Annotated in this window: 12 protein-coding genes; 7 read left to right on the plus strand and 5 right to left on the minus strand. The window is 34.6% G+C overall.

Annotation, left to right across the window (positions count from 1 at the left end; genetic code table 11):
* Positions 1 to 253 precede the first annotated feature (253 nt).
* On the plus strand, positions 254 to 973 hold the full coding sequence (locus tag LEP1GSC059_RS11985) for a DNA alkylation repair protein (RefSeq protein ID WP_017215847.1): 720 nt from the start codon (positions 254 to 256) through the stop codon (positions 971 to 973).
* The gene (locus LEP1GSC059_RS11990) at positions 951 to 1,853 is read left to right on the plus strand and encodes an SPL family radical SAM protein (protein WP_017215848.1); all 903 of its coding nucleotides are present in this window, start codon (positions 951 to 953) and stop codon (positions 1,851 to 1,853) included. The genes LEP1GSC059_RS11985 and LEP1GSC059_RS11990 overlap by 23 nt, the downstream gene beginning before the upstream one ends.
* Positions 1,854 to 2,500: 647 nt before the next feature.
* Here LEP1GSC059_RS11990 and LEP1GSC059_RS11995 read toward each other — a convergent pair.
* Positions 2,501 to 3,520, minus strand: a complete 1,020-nt coding sequence (locus LEP1GSC059_RS11995; protein ID WP_036027209.1) for an NAD(P)-dependent oxidoreductase — start codon at positions 3,518 to 3,520, stop codon at positions 2,501 to 2,503.
* An 85-nt stretch (positions 3,521 to 3,605) separates the two neighbouring features.
* Between LEP1GSC059_RS11995 and LEP1GSC059_RS12000 the strand changes: the two genes are divergently transcribed.
* The 4 genes from LEP1GSC059_RS12000 (at position 3,606) to LEP1GSC059_RS12015 (ending at position 8,524) form a co-directional block, all read left to right on the plus strand.
* Positions 3,606 to 4,640 carry a lipase secretion chaperone gene (locus LEP1GSC059_RS12000; RefSeq protein ID WP_020980851.1) on the plus strand — a complete coding sequence of 345 codons (1,035 nt, stop codon included), beginning with the start codon at positions 3,606 to 3,608 and terminating at the stop codon, positions 4,638 to 4,640.
* Positions 4,641 to 4,646: 6 nt separating this feature from the next.
* Complete coding sequence (locus LEP1GSC059_RS12005; RefSeq protein WP_020980858.1) at positions 4,647 to 6,377, plus strand: apolipoprotein N-acyltransferase; 1,731 nt, start codon at positions 4,647 to 4,649, stop codon at positions 6,375 to 6,377.
* Positions 6,377 to 7,147, plus strand: coding sequence for a ribonuclease H-like domain-containing protein (locus LEP1GSC059_RS12010; protein WP_004427558.1), 771 nt, complete (start codon positions 6,377 to 6,379; stop codon positions 7,145 to 7,147). Before LEP1GSC059_RS12005 ends, LEP1GSC059_RS12010 begins: the two co-directional genes overlap by 1 nt.
* A 423-nt stretch (positions 7,148 to 7,570) precedes the next feature.
* Complete coding sequence (locus tag LEP1GSC059_RS12015) at positions 7,571 to 8,524, plus strand: hypothetical protein (RefSeq protein ID WP_017215851.1); 954 nt, start codon at positions 7,571 to 7,573, stop codon at positions 8,522 to 8,524.
* A 684-nt stretch (positions 8,525 to 9,208) separates the two neighbouring features.
* Here LEP1GSC059_RS12015 and LEP1GSC059_RS12020 read toward each other — a convergent pair.
* Positions 9,209 to 9,739, minus strand: coding sequence for a DUF1564 domain-containing protein (locus LEP1GSC059_RS12020; protein WP_017215852.1), 531 nt, complete (start codon positions 9,737 to 9,739; stop codon positions 9,209 to 9,211).
* A gap of 724 nt (positions 9,740 to 10,463) precedes the next feature.
* Positions 10,464 to 10,901 (minus strand): dUTP diphosphatase, encoded by a 438-nt coding sequence (gene dut, locus LEP1GSC059_RS12025; RefSeq protein WP_004427548.1) that lies wholly within the window; start codon positions 10,899 to 10,901, stop codon positions 10,464 to 10,466.
* A gap of 513 nt (positions 10,902 to 11,414) precedes the next feature.
* On the opposite strand from dut, the gene LEP1GSC059_RS12030 reads away from it, so the two are divergent.
* On the plus strand, positions 11,415 to 12,371 hold the full coding sequence (locus tag LEP1GSC059_RS12030; RefSeq protein ID WP_020980854.1) for a hypothetical protein: 957 nt from the start codon (positions 11,415 to 11,417) through the stop codon (positions 12,369 to 12,371).
* A 782-nt stretch (positions 12,372 to 13,153) separates the two neighbouring features.
* Here the strand turns inward: LEP1GSC059_RS12030 and LEP1GSC059_RS12035 are convergent.
* On the minus strand, positions 13,154 to 14,278 hold the full coding sequence (locus tag LEP1GSC059_RS12035) for an aromatic ring-hydroxylating oxygenase subunit alpha (RefSeq protein WP_020980744.1): 1,125 nt from the start codon (positions 14,276 to 14,278) through the stop codon (positions 13,154 to 13,156).
* A 450-nt stretch (positions 14,279 to 14,728) separates the two neighbouring features.
* Complete coding sequence (locus tag LEP1GSC059_RS12040; protein WP_017215856.1) at positions 14,729 to 16,738, minus strand: 1-acyl-sn-glycerol-3-phosphate acyltransferase; 2,010 nt, start codon at positions 16,736 to 16,738, stop codon at positions 14,729 to 14,731.
* Positions 16,739 to 16,780 lie beyond the last annotated feature (42 nt).

Genomic DNA, 16,780 nt, shown 5'->3' on the forward strand with positions numbered 1-16,780 from the left:
GGTTCCTTACACTTTTTATACGACAAGGGTTTTTACTTGATATAAGAGTTGTTGAATATGAATTCTCTATCTGTTTCTACTTTAAGGAAACGATCAATTGAAGCAGTTTTGTTAATCTGTACTTCAACAACTCTATAGGAAAGCTCTAGTTATAGATCAGAAAATTTAGATGAATCATAAAAATCCGAAAGTTTTTGTTTATAAAAAAAGTTTAATACTCTAAATTGTAAATTCAAATCAATTATATCGGCTCATGGATTCCATCCGTTCTAAAAAAGAAATCAAATCAATTCTTGCAAAACTTTCCGATTTAGATGAATCCTTTTGGATTTTCATCATTGAATCGGAGCTTTTAAAGAAAAAAATAAAATTTCCTCTGCTTGAGTTTATCGGAAAAGAACTCTATTTTAAAATTCCTGAAATGAATCAGATTTATTTTATGGATCAAATCATCAAGCTTGGACATATGGGTGGTTATGTCATTTCCGCCATCATTCTTCAACTTCGTTCGGAAAAACATTTCGAACAATCTTTCAATAAGGCCGTTGAATACATCCTCTTAGGAAACGAATGGTACGTATGCGACATCATAGGAGAAAGAATTATGGGCTACTTTCTTCTTAAGGAACCAGAAAGAACCTTTCCTATTTTAAAAAAGTACATCCGCCATGAAAACGGCTGGATCGTTCGTTCGGTAGGAGTTGCTTCCCATTACGCGGTCAAAAAAGGCCTCGGAAAAAAATACGTGGAAGATACGTTTTGTCTTCTCTTATCTAAAATGGATACAAAAGATTTTCATACTAAAAAAGGAATTGGTTGGGCGGTTAAAACCATTTCCAAATTTCATCCGGATATTATTCAAAAATTTGAATCTAGTTTATTAGAAAATCCTTATATACAACCATTTTTTAGAAGAAAAATAGAAATCGGACTTAGTAGATCTTCAAAGTATGCCTCAAAGTATTCGAATTAAAAGTATTCTTAATAAAACGAAACGTAGAGATCCTTGGTTTTTAGACGATTATACAATCAATCCATATAGCGGTTGTTCTTTTCGTTGTTTATACTGTTATGTAAAAGGCAGTAAATACGGCTTAAATACAGAAGATAAACTTTCCATCAAAGAAAACGCTATTGAAGTTTTAGATAAACAGCTTTATCACCTTTCTAAAAAGAATCGGCACGGTATCATCGTTCTTTCTTCTTCCACCGACCCTTATTTACAACTTGAAAAAGAACGCGGACTTACCAGAGAACTACTTCAAATAATTCTAAAATATAAATTTCCGGTTCACATACTCACTAAATCGGATTTGATTTTACGAGACCTAGATTTGTTAAGCGAAATTGAGAAAAATGCAATTCTTCCAGAAAACTTAAAAAATCGATTAAGTCGTAAATCGTTTATTACGTTTTCATTTTCTATTTTGGATGATTCTATTGCTAAAATTTTTGAACCGGGCGCAACCCCTCCTAGCCTACGTATTTCTGCGCTTAAAGAAATTTTAAAGAAAGGTTTTTTTTCCGGAGTCAGTTTAATGCCATTACTTCCTCATATTTCGGACACGGGAGAAAATTTAGAATTTATGTTTCAAACATTTCAAGAAATTGGAATCAGATATATCTTCCCTGCGAGTTTGACTCTTTTTGGAGGTAACAATCCTTCAGATCATAAAAATCTAATTTTTAAAGCGATAGAAAATCACTTTCCTCATCTACTTCCCAAATATCAGAAATTTTTTTCCAATAGTTTCAGAATGCCCAGCTATTATCAAAACGCGCTGAGTCATAAAACTTCTGAATTGTGTTCTAAATACGGTTTACAAAAAGGAATTTTATCACTTGAACCCTAAGCCTGTTATTCCAAACCTAAAGATTATGAAAATTTGATAATGGAAAAGATCTACTGGAAAGAATTAGATAAGACGGTTTCTGTAAAATTATTACAGTTTATTATAAATTTATAAAGTATTATTTTTTAAAATCCTAAGACATGTTGCATTTACTGGCAATCAGCAATATTTAATCAACATGAATTTGATATAATGCGACTGGGATCGATTCAATTGGAACTCAGCGTCTCGCTTCTGGAAACTCAATACATCGCTTCCTATGAGTCGCTCTGCAGGTTGCTCGACAAATCGCGTTTAAAACTCAGCAGAACGCTCTCTATGGATCGCGTTCTATATTGAAACTAAAAAAAATCGTTGTATCTTATTTCCTGCATACAATTTATTAACCAGATCCAGAGTCCGGTCCGGCTCATGTCGGATTCGCACTAATTTTTTTACGTCGAATCTACGTTAATCAAAAACAGGGCAACACTTTATTCTTAGTAGTTCCATATTTTCCAGACAATAGAATATATAATATTTTGCGCTAAAACAAGCTTTTACGATAATAATCCGCGTCATTTTATTATACAACTCTAAATAACGCAAGTCCAGTAAGAAAGAATTTTCTGAAAGTATGCTCGCTTACTGATCGTTAAACGAACTTCCTAAAAACCCCAATCGAGTCTTACCGGATAATTATTTCTTCTCTTTTCAAAATAATTTGTATCCTCATTTTTCCAGGCCTCTCTTAGAAGACGATCTTCTTCTTTTAAAAAAGTAGAGGTTTTAAGTTCTCCGGATGTTTGTAAAAAAGATTTTAAAGGAGGCAAAGGTTTATCCCGGTATAAGATAGATAACTTTTCCGCAACTCTGTAAGTTCCGCCGATTCTGCCTAATTGGCTGTAACCTGCAATATGAGGAGTTAAAACGGAATGTTTTATTTCCGAAAGTTTTTTTCCCATTTCTAACGTAGGCGGTTCTGGATCAAATACATCTAAAATTTTGAATATATCGCTTCTTGCAATCAATCGATCAAACGCTTCTTGAGTAAGTATTTCTCCTCGGCTCGTATTGATAAAAACTGTACCAGGCTTTAAAGAATCGATCAAAGATACGTCCACAAATCGAAACGTAGGCTCCAGTCCATCTTTGGTCAGTGGAACATGAAAACTAAGAACAGAAGCGTTCAAAACTTCATTCAAAGGACTGGATTCTGTCTTATAAAACGGGTCGTAATATATACAATTCACTCCTTTAGACATTAGAATTTTATAAAATTCTTTTCCTGTATGCCCGTGTCCTATCAAGCCGATCTTTAAATTTTTAAGTTCGGATTCTTCAAATCGACTTAAAAGCCCCGCAAAACAATATTCTGCGACAGAACCGGCATTACAACCGGGAGCATTTAAAAAAATTTTTCCAGATTCCTTAAGTGCATTAAAATCTACGTGGTCCGTCCCGGAACTAACGGTAGCAAAAATTTTCACCGTAGGAAATTGTAGTATGTTATTTCGGTTTATTTGAAACCTAGTGTTTGCGATTAAAATCGTGGGGGTATCTTTTGAAATTTCTCCAAGTCGGTCATTAGAATAGGATCTTATTTCCAACTTTTCTAAATTTGAAAAAATTTCCTTAGCCCCCCTAGTTCCTTCTGGATAATATAAGATCGGTTTTTTTGATTCCACTACTTTGTCATTCCATCTCAACGTCTTTTTTAGAAAAAACAAAAAAGATTTGCTTTGAAAAAGATTTTTTTAAAAATCACGGCCTATGAAAACACTTCAGCAAAAAATCACATTCCCCGTATTGGTAGGTTTGATCTCAGCGATTTTAATCGCGCTGATCTGGTTTGCATTTTTTAGCAGGAGTAAAATCACATCAGGTTCTTCGGCAGACTCAGCTCCAGAACTCAGCTCTGAGTCCGGAGGATGGATCTTAAATCAAGCAATCGTAGACACATCGCGCAGAATTTTTGACGAAAACGGAAACTGGCTTTCTTTTGATGAATTGATACGATACGCGTCCAATGGAGAAATCAATCTAATCTCCGAACTTTCAGATTTAAGAAGGCAATGTCCCGAAAATGTACACTATGAACAATGTAACGAAATTATTCGCGCGTTTATTTCAGATCATTACTTTGGAAAAGATGCAGAATATCTAATGAAGTTATTTTCTAATTACTTAAGATACGAATTAAAAATGAAAGAATTAGAACTATCGGATAAATTGAATAGAGCGGAAAAATACGAACTCATCAAAAAACAGAGAAGGGAATTTTTCTCCGATAAAGAAGCAAAACTTATCTTTGGTTTAGAAGAAGCAGAAGAAACTTATTTGGATTCCTTAGGAGGTTTTTTAAAAGACACGGAAACATTAAACGGTGAACAAAGAATACAAAAATACGAAGAGTTCAGAAAAAATGTCTACGGGCAATACTACAATACGATCAAAAAAAGAGAACCTAAATACAATACCTATGAGACAGAGATATTTTTAAGAGAAAAAGAATTAGAAAAAATGAGTATTTCCGAACGAAACAGTAAAACCAGACAGATCCGAGAAAAATATTTTGGTAAGGACGGTGCGGATCGTATGGAAACTGTTTATAAAGAAAGTGAAGAAAAAGAAAAAAAGGAAAAACAGACCGCACAACAAGAATCCGATTGGACCGTAAAAAATCCTAACGTCAAAGGAGAAGCCAAGGAAAAAGCTCTGATGGAAATTAGGATCAACAATTTAGGAAAAGAAGAGGCGGAAGAATATTCAAGAAGGCTTAAGTATGAAGAGGAAATAAAAAAATAAAAACAGATGTTTTACAGTTTTATTTCCAAAGATTCGATTTTATACCGACTTATACTGTGTTCTGGAATTGGAATCGGAACCGTGTTCGGACTTTCTCCGTTTTCATTTTTTTCAGCGGGTGTAATTGCGTCTATCTCTTGTATTTTTTTATTTTTTTCCCTCAATAGAACTTCTATTTGGAAAGCTCTCTTATGGCTTTTGGTACTTTCTCAAATTTTAAACCTATCTGCTTTTTATTGGATTCCAGGAGCAATTTCTAGAATTTCCGGAACAAACACTTTTGTTTCCATACTTTTCTTTTTATTATACGGACTGATCTCTCATTTAAAGTTTTTTCCATTTTATATTTTATTCCGTTTTTCTAAAATAGAATCCATTTCAAAAACTTGTATCTTACTTGTATTCCCCGCCGCCGGAACACTCTCTGATATGATAACCTTCCAAATTTTTCCTTGGTACTGGGGAAACTTAATTTCAGGTTCGATTGTGTTTGAACAATTTGCTTCCATTTTTGGTGTTTACGGATTAAGCTTTCTTCTAATACTCATATCATCTACTTTTATAATATTCTTAAATTATTATAAATATAAAAGTTCAAAAGAATTCATAATTTCGATTACAAGTTTGGTCTGCATCACATTTGTATTTGGATACGGTCTTTATCGGATTGGATATACCAACCAATCACAAAACGAGGTAAAAACTAAGGATCTTTCCGTGCTCATAGTTCAACCGGATACTTCTCCAGGCACAAAAAATTTAAAAGCAGACACCTCTTATTTAAGCGCCACGATGAGTAAGGTATTTTCATTAGCACTACCCATTTCCGAAAATTTACCTTCTTTGATCGTAATTCCGGAATCCGCGATTCCATTTCACGGCACAATCGATTCCGAAGAAAATCGGAAAGAAAAAATATATTCTCCCACTATGGAAGGTATCGTTTTATATCTTTCAAAACATACTGGAGCAGACATTCTATTTAACGAATTGAATCTGGATGAAAACAAACTCAAGAATCAAGTCAGTCTTTTTAAAAACTTGGACGGCAAAACAGAAAGATACGATAAAAGAAGGTTACTTCCTTTCGGAGAATATCTTCCAATGGAAAAAAAATTTCCTTTTTTACGTTCTATCTTCCAGGAAACTTCTAACTACATACCAGGAGAATTTCCAAAACTTTTAATCGGAAATAAAATCCAAAACCAAAAGCCGATCTTACTTACTGAAATTTCCAAATTGAACGAACCGAAAACGTATAGATCCGAATTTTCATCCATAGAAAAACGTACAAATAAAATTAGAAATTTAGAATATTCTTATTCGATTCTTCCTTTACTTTGTTACGAAGCGATGTTCACAGAACTTGTTTTGGACTATTTTCAAAACGGACAAAAGCCGGAAGTTCTAATCAACATAACCAATGATTCTTGGTTCAATTCTGAATTAGAGGCTTATCAGCATTCCGGAGCAGTTCGGCTCAGAGCGATCGAAACCGGTTTGCCTTTGATCCGCTCTGCAGTCTCTGGAATTTCCGAAGTCTGGGACGCACGTGGAATTCCAGTAATCGTTTCAATGGGTTTTCATGAAACCGGGACCAGATCATTTTCGATCCAATTAGGTACCATCGAACCCACGATTTATACCAGATTTGGAAATTCTTTTTTATGGATCTTCTGTGTTTTGATCCTGATTTCTCGTCTTATTTTCGTGTTACGAATAGAAAGGAAAAGTTGATGTTAAGACATACCTTCTGTCATCTTCCCGGAATCGATTCCAAGGAAGAAAAAAATCTTTGGGAAAAAGGAATCTACGACTGGAAGGATCTGGAAATATATCTGAAGACCGAACCTGCCCCTATCCGAAATTTGATCTTAGACGCATTAGAATTTTCTAAAAAAGAATTGGAAAGAGAGAATTTTTTCTACTTCTTTCATGTATTTTCCCCAAAACACCACTGGAGGCTTTTTCCAACAATTCGAAAAAAACTTCTCTACATGGACATAGAAACCACAGGCTTAGGAAATGATGATAGAACTACAGTCATCGGAACTTTTGACGGATACGAATACCGTTCTTATATTCGAGGTTTTAATCTAGATTTTTTTTTGGAGAATTTAAGTCAGGATCAAATTTTCGTTTCTTATAACGGGATCGCATTCGACGTTCCTTTTTTGGAAAAGGAATTTAATGTACGCTTCCGAAATAATCATATTGATATTATGTTTTTCTTAAGGTCTTTAGGAATCAGAGGAGGACTGAAAGGATGTGAGAAAATATTAGGTGTTCATAGACCAGAAACTACCGCAATCACTGGAATAGAGGCGGTAACTCTTTGGAAACAATACGTGGATTATGACGATATGGATGCACTTAAAATTTTAGAAGAATACAACCGAGAAGACACTGTAAATCTTGAAATCTTATTTATAAAAGGATACAATTTAAAAATTAAAGAAACTCCTTTTTATGGAGAGATAATCCAAGAACCTCTACAAGTTCGATAAGTTTATATTCTTATTATAAAATGAAATCTTTATAAAACTTGAGCTTCAATGCAACAGCAACATTGAGTTTTTTATTCACCAAATTTTTTTACACTGAATTACTAAATATTCAATATTACTACTATTTAGTAGACTACACATGAAATTCTGTCCTTAACAGGAATTCGTTTTTACATTTATAGTATTTTATTGTGTAGGGATCAGTAATAAACAGTTTGATGGTACAATTAAAACCATAAAATTGATAAACGACATTCAGAGCAAAATTCAAAAAACAGAAAGTATATAGAATAAACGAGTTCTAAAGAAAAAAACATAGCCAACCACTAAGGCTTTTTCCAATTTAGTATTTTCAAAAATGAATTTGGACTTCTTTACTCTATGAATATAAACCCTGCTCAATACATGAATTTCTTACGGAAAATGTTTTACATTCTTATTTTTTGTATCTTTCCTTTTACCGTATTATCTCAAACGAAAAACCCAGATAGACAAGAATCGATTCCACTCGCACAGATCCATCTAGAAACGAAAACGGATCCAAATCTAAAACAAACACCTAGGAGAGTAGATCAAAGGAAAGGCACTTGGAGCTTTCAATGGGGTTACAATCGAGATTCTTATACACAGAGCGATATTTCTTTCCACGGTCCCGGATATAATTTCACTTTAAAAGACGTGGTTGCAAAAGATAAACCGGAAAAATTCAATCCTTCCGTTTATCTGAATCCTAGTCTTTGGGAAATTCCGCAATACAACTTCCGTCTGACTTATTATTTTTCAGATAAATTTTTTGTCGCGTTTGGCCAGGATCACATGAAGTATGTAATGAGCCGTGGACAAGCCGCCAATATTTACGGTTATATAGATCCACTTGTCATTCAAAAAGCTCATTTTGCAACTTCTCCCGAATCTTCTGTTTATCTTTATTTATTTCCGGACGCGTATAAAAAATGGGAAGGTTATCACAATGGAGAAACCGTCAACATAACTCCTGACTTTTTAAAATTCGAACATACGGACGGATTGAATTTTCTTTATTTAGACTTAGGCTTTATTCAACCTATATGGGTTTCGTCTAACGGAGAAAATGCGCTCAGTTTTGTTTCGTCTATAGGTGGTGGTCCTATCATTTGCAGAAGTGACGTTCGCCTTTTCGGAGAAGGAAAAAACAACCATTTTCATACTTCCGGTTACGGAGTTTCGGGTTACGTAGCCACTCGTGCGGATATATTCCGATCCGTTTTTTTTGAATTCGGTGGCAAAGGGGGATACATTGACCTTCCGAATATTTTTACGAACGGACATTCCAAAGATAGGGCAAGTCAAAACTTCGGATTTTTAGAATTGGTTGTTTTCGGTGGGGTAAATTTCTAAGAGTTTGTCCCAAAAACGTTCAATACGACGGTTTCTGTAGGAACTACTATATTTTATTGAAAATTCACAAAAATTCATTCTAAGATTTTTGGACAAGTTCAAAAGTGTGGTCGATCAGATTCAATTTCCGTAAAATCGTCGTTTGGTGGCTGAGTAAAATAGATAGCCTGTTTCGGATTTTAGAATTCCGACAAATAACATTTTCAAGTTCGTAAGAGTCCCACAATTTAAATTACATTATAAATTTTTAAACATTTACTCTTCGTAATTAAATTCCTAGATTTACAGTTATTGAGACAAACTCTTACAACTCGAAAGCATGAAAATAATACTTAACGTGAGTTCGACGTAAGAAAATCTGGGCGAATCCAGTTCCCCACTGGCAGCCAGACCGGACTCTGGTTAATAAATTACATATAGAAAACTTTATATAATAATCTTCTTTAGTTTCAATATAGAACGCGATCCATAGAGAGCGTTCTGCTGAGTTTAACGCGATCTGTCGAGCGACCATAGAAGCGAGACGCTGAGTTTGAGAAGCGCGGCTTAAGTTCAACGCATCGATCTTTCGCGTATGTCGAATTCACATTTAAATAGGTGCGTAATAAGAAATTTCTTTTGGTTCCTGATCGGATCCTTTTTATGAAAGAATTAGAATTCTTTTATATTGAATCTGAATGATTTTTATTCTTTTAGGTAGTATGGGTATTTGTCTGTCATTGGGTTTGGTTCAAATTGTAATTCTCTTGAAATGAGATTTTGTCTCCTGTTGATCTTCCAAGTCATTTCGTAAGTCCAGTGAAAGCTAGGAACTCCCCGGTTTAAACTTTTCACAAAAAAATCCTCTTTTCCACCAAGGTCCTCCAGCCAAAGCATGTAATTAAAAAGATAACACCTCGAAACCCCATGAGCTGCAGCTAACACGCCTAAAGTCGCCCAAACACCAGTATGAACTCGAATACTAAACTTTTTCATTTTACCAACGTCCCGATTGTATTTGATTTTACCCGCCCGGTTATGAAGGCGTTTCATAGAAGCGATTTGCTTAGAATATTTTCTCAATAGAAAAGGGAGTTTGCTCCGAAGGGCTTTTCTTTCCTGAAGATTCAAACGATTCCAATAAACATCTGGAACTAAAAGAGAATCTGTACCAACAGAACCTTCTACCAAAGTAGACTCAATTTTTTGACCGTCATCCAATAAAAGAATGTCCATACCAGAAACGGTTCTTAGAACTTTCCAAGCAGAACGGTTTATAGAAAAAATTTTAACGTGACGACATAAGAAAATTTTACCGAATAAAAAAACTCAATACAACTTGGTCGCGTTAACTAAAGCATTTCACGTCCTGAATGCCGATCCTTAGAAAGACATTGTCAAGTTTTACGGATCGTTCGAGTACTCAATCTAACTCAACATAAATCGTTCAAAGAAACTAAAGCGTCTCACTCCCTATCATAACCTTAACCACAAACATTTGGATCTCAATATAAATCTGTCGGAATTACGACAAAATCCTCTGTAAAACTTACACTCTGCAACGTGATCCATAGAGAGCGTTGCATAAGTTTTCTCTATCAGAAAAACATACTTTTTGCAAGTAAAAAGACTCATCCTGTTGAAACACTTGAAAAATGTGCGTTGATTCTAAAATCAACTTCAACTATGGGATTGGTTATTCTCCCTACAAGTCGCTCTGGAAACTCAGCAAAACGCTCACTATGGGTCGCGTTTTAGGTCGTTCGACGGATCACAACATAATAATCGTCTTCGCGTTATATCGAACTCACGTTAAATGAAAATCGCCAAACATTTACTTTTCGTATGAGTTCCCACATTTTAGAAATTGATCCATAACGTTCAGATCTAAACTTTTTTCAGAAAAATGAATTCTTTACGCTCTGCTCACGTTAAAATACATTCCTAACTTTATAAAGTTCTAATGTCCTGTAGAACCAAAACCGCTTGCGCCTCTTTCCGTCTGATCCGCAAACTCTGAGACCAACTCCCAATCCGCATACCAGGTTTTACGAATCAGTAATTGAGCAATTCTCATCCCGTGTTCAATTATAAAAGAAGAATCTCCTAAATTTAAAAGAGGAATCATCAATTCTCCTCTGTAATCGCTATCGATGGTTCCAGGTGAATTTGGAATTAAAATTCTATTTTTTGTAGAGAAGCCAGATCTAGGTCTAATTTCAAAATGAAACTCTTGAGGAATAGCAAAAGAAAGACCTGTGGGAACTAATACAACTTTACCCGGTTCTATAATCAATTTAGAATCTAAACAAGCGTGAATATCATAACCAGCCGCCTGTTTTGTTTGTAATAAAGGAAGTTCTGCGTTTGGTCTTAGTTTTTGTACAAAAATTTTCATAGATGAAAATACTCCATTTTTACCTTATAAAAAAATAGGAAAATATTTTAAAAAACTATTTCCGTTTTGAAAAAATCAGAAATAAAATGTACCGACTAATTTTTAGAACTCGTTCCAAAAAATTCAAAATTAGTCACATCCTGTTTACTAACGTAAGTTCGGCGTAAGAAAATGAGAAAGGATTTTCCAAAAATGTGAGTCCCCACAATTTTAGAATTTGTTCGTAAAACCGCGATTTGCAGTAGTTCCCACAAATTAAGTCACATTACAAATTTTTAAACATTTATTTTTTGTATGAGTTCCCACATTTTAAGAATTGATTAGAAAGTTTAGATCTTAACTTTTTTCAGAAAAATGAATTCCTTACGCCTGCTCGTGTTTATTAAATCGCAAAACGAGTAGTTCCTACATTTTTGTGTCTCGCTTCTATGGGCGCTCTCGACATCTTTAAAGCTAAGATTTTTCCTAAAAAAAGAGATTGTGTTCCTACAAAGGATCTATAGGAATTACAACGTGAAACATGCAAAAACTAACCTATTGCTATTGGGAACGCTTTTACTTAGCTCCCTATTCTTAAATCCTTTAAATTCCAACCCTACGTTAGGCGACTGCGAAGTATTTCCCGCCAATAATATCTGGAATACTCCCGTAGATACACTTCCTCTACATCCGTTTTCTGAATCCTACGTTCGAAGTATTGGAGCACAAAAAAAATTAAAAGCGGACTTTGGTTCCGGACTCTGGGAAGGAATGCCGATCGGAATTCCATTTATACTAACGTCTGCTACAAATCCCGTTCCAGTATCTTTTGAATATACTGAGGAAAGTGAGCCCGGACCGTATCCAATTCCGCATAACGCTCCTATAGAAGGTGGAGAAACAAGCGACGGGGATAGACATGTTTTAGTCGTAGAACAAAAGACATGCAAATTATATGAATTGTATTCTGCAAGGAAAAAAGGAAAATCTTGGACTGCTGTATCTGGTGCGGTTTTTGATTTAAAATCTAATCAACTCCGTCCAATTAACTGGACTTCTGCGGACGCAGCCGGATTGCCTATTTTACCCGGTTTAGTCAGATACGAAGAAATAGCCTCCGGAGAAATCAAACACGCAATTAGATTCACCGCTAAAAAAACACAAAAAGCGTATCTCTGGCCCGCTCGTCATTACGCTTCTAAAATCACGGATAAAAACGTTCCACCAATGGGAACCCGTTTCCGTTTGAAAGCGAGTTTTAACATAGACGGGTTTAGCAAAGAAAATCAAGTAATCCTACGCGCATTAAAAAAATATGGAATGATACTTGCCGACAATGGATCAGATTGGTTTTTATCCGGAGCCCCAAACGAAAAATGGAACAATGACCAACTTCATAAACTAGGTAAAGTTTTAGGAGATCAGTTCGAAGCGGTAGATTCAGAAAGTTTAATGATGTCTGTAGATTCCGGAGAAGCCAAACAAAACTAACTACTCATCCCTATAAAAATACTTGGGTAACATAAAGTGACGTGAGTTCTATATAAGAATATTAGAAAAAATTTTCTAAAAGTAAGAGTTCCCACAATTTTAGAATTTGTTCATAAAATCGGATTTAGAGTAGTTCTCACATAACTTTACATACAAACACTAAGCTTGTATGAATTTCTACACTTGAATTTGAATATTAGAAATTCAAGTGTTATAAACTTCTATTTTTTAAATTGTGGTAGTTTCCACATTTTAGGAATCCATCTATAAAATTCAAATCCCAACTTTTTAAAGAAGGTATAAAAATAATACCAAGTTATTAACGGTCGAATTTAGGAAGCAAAACGATACTTAAAAAATAACGCAAATGCGGCCATTTTAGAGCAGGACCAAAACATTCAAATTATTGAAACAATTTAACCCAAGTATTCTATTTATACGCCCGAGTAGTAAAAGTTCCAGATCAATTTTATCAAAGACGTGACGTTTTCAATCAATTGTATTTAACACTAATTGATTGGCTTTTTGAAGTAGATCTCACATTTTAAGTTTTGAAATAAGTTCATCATTAAGTATTATTTTTAACGTGAGTTCGGCATAACAAATGCGAAAGCGATTGTAGCGGAAATTCCGAAGGAATTGGAGCGAAAAGCGCGGTCGTGAGCCATTTTAACTATGAAATTTGCGAGCGATTCGCCCCAATTTTCTTACGTCGAACTCACGTTATTTTTATGTATCCGAATAGTAAGTAACGCAGTAAAACTAAAATAATTACCGAATATTCAAACTAACGCATTTGTTAAAGAATTATGAAAATGAAATATACCAGGTTCTAAAGAACTAGGTTGAATCCATTCATTTTGTAGAATACCAGCTTGAATTTCCGGTGCTAATCCTAAATCTTCCGAAGTGGTACGAAAGAAAAATTCTCGATTTTCTTCCCAAAAACGTATAGTACGAGAAGACTTAGGTTTTTCTGGAATTAGAATTGCTCTCAGACAAAAAGTACGATTTGGTGAAATCGGTTGAAACTGAATTATTCCGAAATGATCTCTAAAAAGAATAAGAATCGTAGATGGAAAAAGAAAATAAGTGATGATTAGATCCTTTCGAGTTGGTATAGAAGTATTCTTATAACTTCGGTTGGGAATTAGAATTCTTGCATGTTCTCCGATCGAATCCAGAATAGAAACGTTTTTTTCGACCACGGGTGCTACCGAATTTTTATGAACCGTAGAAATGTGATAAGACTCCAAAAAGATCTCTACTCCTATTTTCCAGTTATATGTTCCTTCCTCTGATTGAATTGCAAAAGGAACATATGAATCCAATTCGTAAACGTTCCATTCTTCCAAAATTGATGAAAGTGAATCTAAGACGTTTTTAGTAAAACCGGAAAAGATCAGCCCCGCTTTTTCAAGAATAGGAAAGGAATAAAGTTTCTCTTGAATGGTTTCACATCCTTTAGTTAATAAATCCCCGTCTAAATCATAAGTCCACGAATGATAAGGACATACAATTTTATTAATCGAACCAGCTTTTCCTCCAGGAATAAGTCTTGTTCCACGATGTAGACAAGAGTTTCTATACAACCGTAAATTTTTATTCTCATTTCTTAAAACAAACCATTCACGATCTAAAAATTTTCCGGAAATAAAATCACCTGGATTACGAACTTGATCGCTAAAACTTACTAAATACGGACGTTTTTTAAGTAGATCCAATTCTTGTAGAAAGGTAGTAGCACATTGATACCGATTCGTTAAAAATTTAGCTTGAGAAGATGTTCGAAGAAATTCCATTTCGGGAAGTCCGATTTCACATTGCTTTCGAAGTCTGTCCAAAATCGTATCCGAAAAAGGTAAAACTTTCGGTCTTTGGTTTTTTTTCGTATTAATTTTAGACATGTTTTTGCCGCGTAATCATTAGAGTTGTTGAAAAATTTCATAGTGACGATCAATAACACTGCTTCAATCGACCGTTTCCATTAAACAGAAACTAAGTGGCGATTCATTTTTCAACAACTCTGTTATACTAATTTCAAGAATCAATTTTTGAGAACAATCAGTGTTAAACAAAATAAATTCTGTTTTTTAGTAGAAGACGAAATTCGATTTTAAAAAACAGAATTTTTTAATTTACGAATATTCTATCTTTTGAATAAAATCTACAACCAAAAATTAAGATTTAAGATCCCAGATTAATTCCTATTTTATCATCTGCTTATAAAATAGGAATCATCTGATTAGATTATAAACTCAAGTAAATTAAGAATCTATTACATTGAACTTACATTAAAATTAGGTATAAATCATTTCTGTAAAAGTTCGCGATCTTCAAAAAAATGAAACGAATTTTTAAACTCTTGCCAATCTACCTTCTAACATCTCGATAATTTGATTTACATCCTTTTTGTTGATTACAATTTCGTAAGCCGCAGAAAGAACCGGAGTTTCAGCAGAAATGTTCATTAGATTCGGCATTACTTTAAGACCATAAAATCCATTCGACATTTTTTCAGAAGAAGAACCATAAGCAATGTCGTATCCTGTTTTTCTGTCCTTTGCATCCGTCCCAAAACAAGAAAGCATAAAGTCAGTTAAACCAGAAAGACCTAAAAAAGTTTCGGGCTGACCGCCCATCTTCGTACCAATTGAAGTCATCTCCGTAAAAAAACGATTGGATAAATGAAACAGGGAATTATCTACGTTGCCACCTAAAGTCTGAGTAAAATAACCTTCTACAATTCCCATCGCAAGAGCGTATATAGTCTTCAAAGCTCCACCTAACTGAACACCTTTGACGTCAGTAGGAATTCTAGCAGGCCTCGGAAAAATATAACCAGTAGTGAAAAGTTTTTGAACTCTCGGAATCAGAGTCGCGTTAGACGCAGCTATCTCAAAGCCGGAAATTTTTCTTTCCATAATCTGATCTGGATAACAAGCTCCAGCAATCACACCTAAACGATCGTCTTCTAAACCAAAAGCGTTTTGCACTTCATCTAAAATCAAACCGGTACTAGTAAAACCTTTTACTACATTAAAGAAAGGTGCTTTGTTTCTATTTAAATAAGGTTGAATTTCTGGATAGACGTTGATGAGTTCCCAAGGATTTGTACCTTGAATAAATAAAGTAGCAGTTTTTAAAACTTCCGCATCGGAAGTAAAAACTAAATTAGGAGGAAGTTTATAAAGAGGGTAATATTTTAATTCCCTTCTTTCGGTGTCACATTGTTCCGTATACGTTTGATCGGGATGATAGAGATAAACCAATACGTCCTTGTTCGCCAGAAGAGTCGCAACCGCAATGGACATACTGCTGGCGCCAATTACTACAATTTTTTCTTCCGGTTCCTTAGGAATTTTAATGAGAATATTCTTACCGGAAACATCACCTTTATAAAGATTTCTGTAAGTTCCGTGTTGGTGTTTATTTAAATTAGAACCAACAAGAAGAGCCAGGTTATCAATCAAAAATTGTTTTTTATCTCCGTTTTCTGGAAACTGAAGTTGTTCTACTTCTTTCGGAAAAGAATCCATCTGTTTGCGAGAAAGTTCTCCAACTAACACAGGTTTGCCGATGACGAGTTTACCGTTTACCTGATTGAAAAGAAGACTTGTAGTAGGAAGAATTTTATCGGTTTTTTCCAGAGAAATAGGAATGATAACTTTATTTGCGACGTAGTGATAAACGGTTTCCACAAAAGGCATCAACCTACCATCTCTAGAACGAGTCCCTTCTGGAAAGATCGCAATAATCTTACCTTCTGACTGAAGTTTTTGAGAATGTCTAAAAGCTCTCATATTGATCTTAGTCATCAAATCGGAAAGACTAGGATTATCCGCCATATCTCTTTTAGAACAAACCAAAAGAGTACCGAACATATACAAACCAAGTCTAGTAAAGTCAGGTTCATACGCCAATCTTCCAGCGATAAAAACGAGTTGTTCTGCAATTGACTTTCCTTCAGGAGAACAATTATATAACTGATGAAAAATTGCAGGAGCGTCTAGATGGGATAAGTGATTAGAAATTAGAGTGACCGGATATTTACCAATCAAAGGTTTTACCGCTTTTAAATTTTCTACACCTTCAACGGTAAACTGTTTCATGATCGGAGAAAGAAACTCCATCATAAATTCTCTAGACCTTTGTTCGGGAGAAGTATAAACTCCTACAGATTCTAAAAGATTTGGTTCTTTGAATACTTCCATAACTGGAGGCATAGGAGTCACAGAAGAAAGGTATAAAAATTTCTGAAGAATTTTTTTAGCTTCGTCTTCCGTCATTCCGGAACGTTTAAATAGATGAATATTTTCAAAAAATTCTTTCTGCCATTTACCTACGCTGGATTCTTTTTCAACCATCGTATCACACCCATCCCAAAATAAATTCTTTATAATAGTCTC

This window comes from Leptospira noguchii serovar Panama str. CZ214, from assembly GCF_000306255.2.
Classification (GTDB): domain Bacteria; phylum Spirochaetota; class Leptospiria; order Leptospirales; family Leptospiraceae; genus Leptospira; species Leptospira noguchii.

Bases quoted from the DNA above. Each gene is read 5' to 3' on its own strand.
- LEP1GSC059_RS11985 (WP_017215847.1), top strand. From the start codon at position 254: ATGGATTCCATCCGTTCTAAAAAAGAAATCAAATCAATTCTTGCAAAA.
- LEP1GSC059_RS11990 (WP_017215848.1), top strand. From the start codon at position 951: ATGCCTCAAAGTATTCGAATTAAAAGTATTCTTAATAAAACGAAACGT.
- LEP1GSC059_RS12000 (WP_020980851.1), top strand. From the start codon at position 3,606: ATGAAAACACTTCAGCAAAAAATCACATTCCCCGTATTGGTAGGTTTG.
- LEP1GSC059_RS12005 (WP_020980858.1), top strand. From the start codon at position 4,647: ATGTTTTACAGTTTTATTTCCAAAGATTCGATTTTATACCGACTTATA.
- LEP1GSC059_RS12010 (WP_004427558.1), top strand. From the start codon at position 6,377: ATGTTAAGACATACCTTCTGTCATCTTCCCGGAATCGATTCCAAGGAA.
- LEP1GSC059_RS12015 (WP_017215851.1), top strand. From the start codon at position 7,571: ATGTTTTACATTCTTATTTTTTGTATCTTTCCTTTTACCGTATTATCT.
- LEP1GSC059_RS12020 (WP_017215852.1), bottom strand. From the start codon at position 9,739: ATGGACATTCTTTTATTGGATGACGGTCAAAAAATTGAGTCTACTTTG.
- dut (WP_004427548.1), bottom strand. From the start codon at position 10,901: ATGAAAATTTTTGTACAAAAACTAAGACCAAACGCAGAACTTCCTTTA.
- LEP1GSC059_RS12035 (WP_020980744.1), bottom strand. From the start codon at position 14,278: ATGTCTAAAATTAATACGAAAAAAAACCAAAGACCGAAAGTTTTACCT.
- LEP1GSC059_RS12040 (WP_017215856.1), bottom strand. From the start codon at position 16,738: ATGGTTGAAAAAGAATCCAGCGTAGGTAAATGGCAGAAAGAATTTTTT.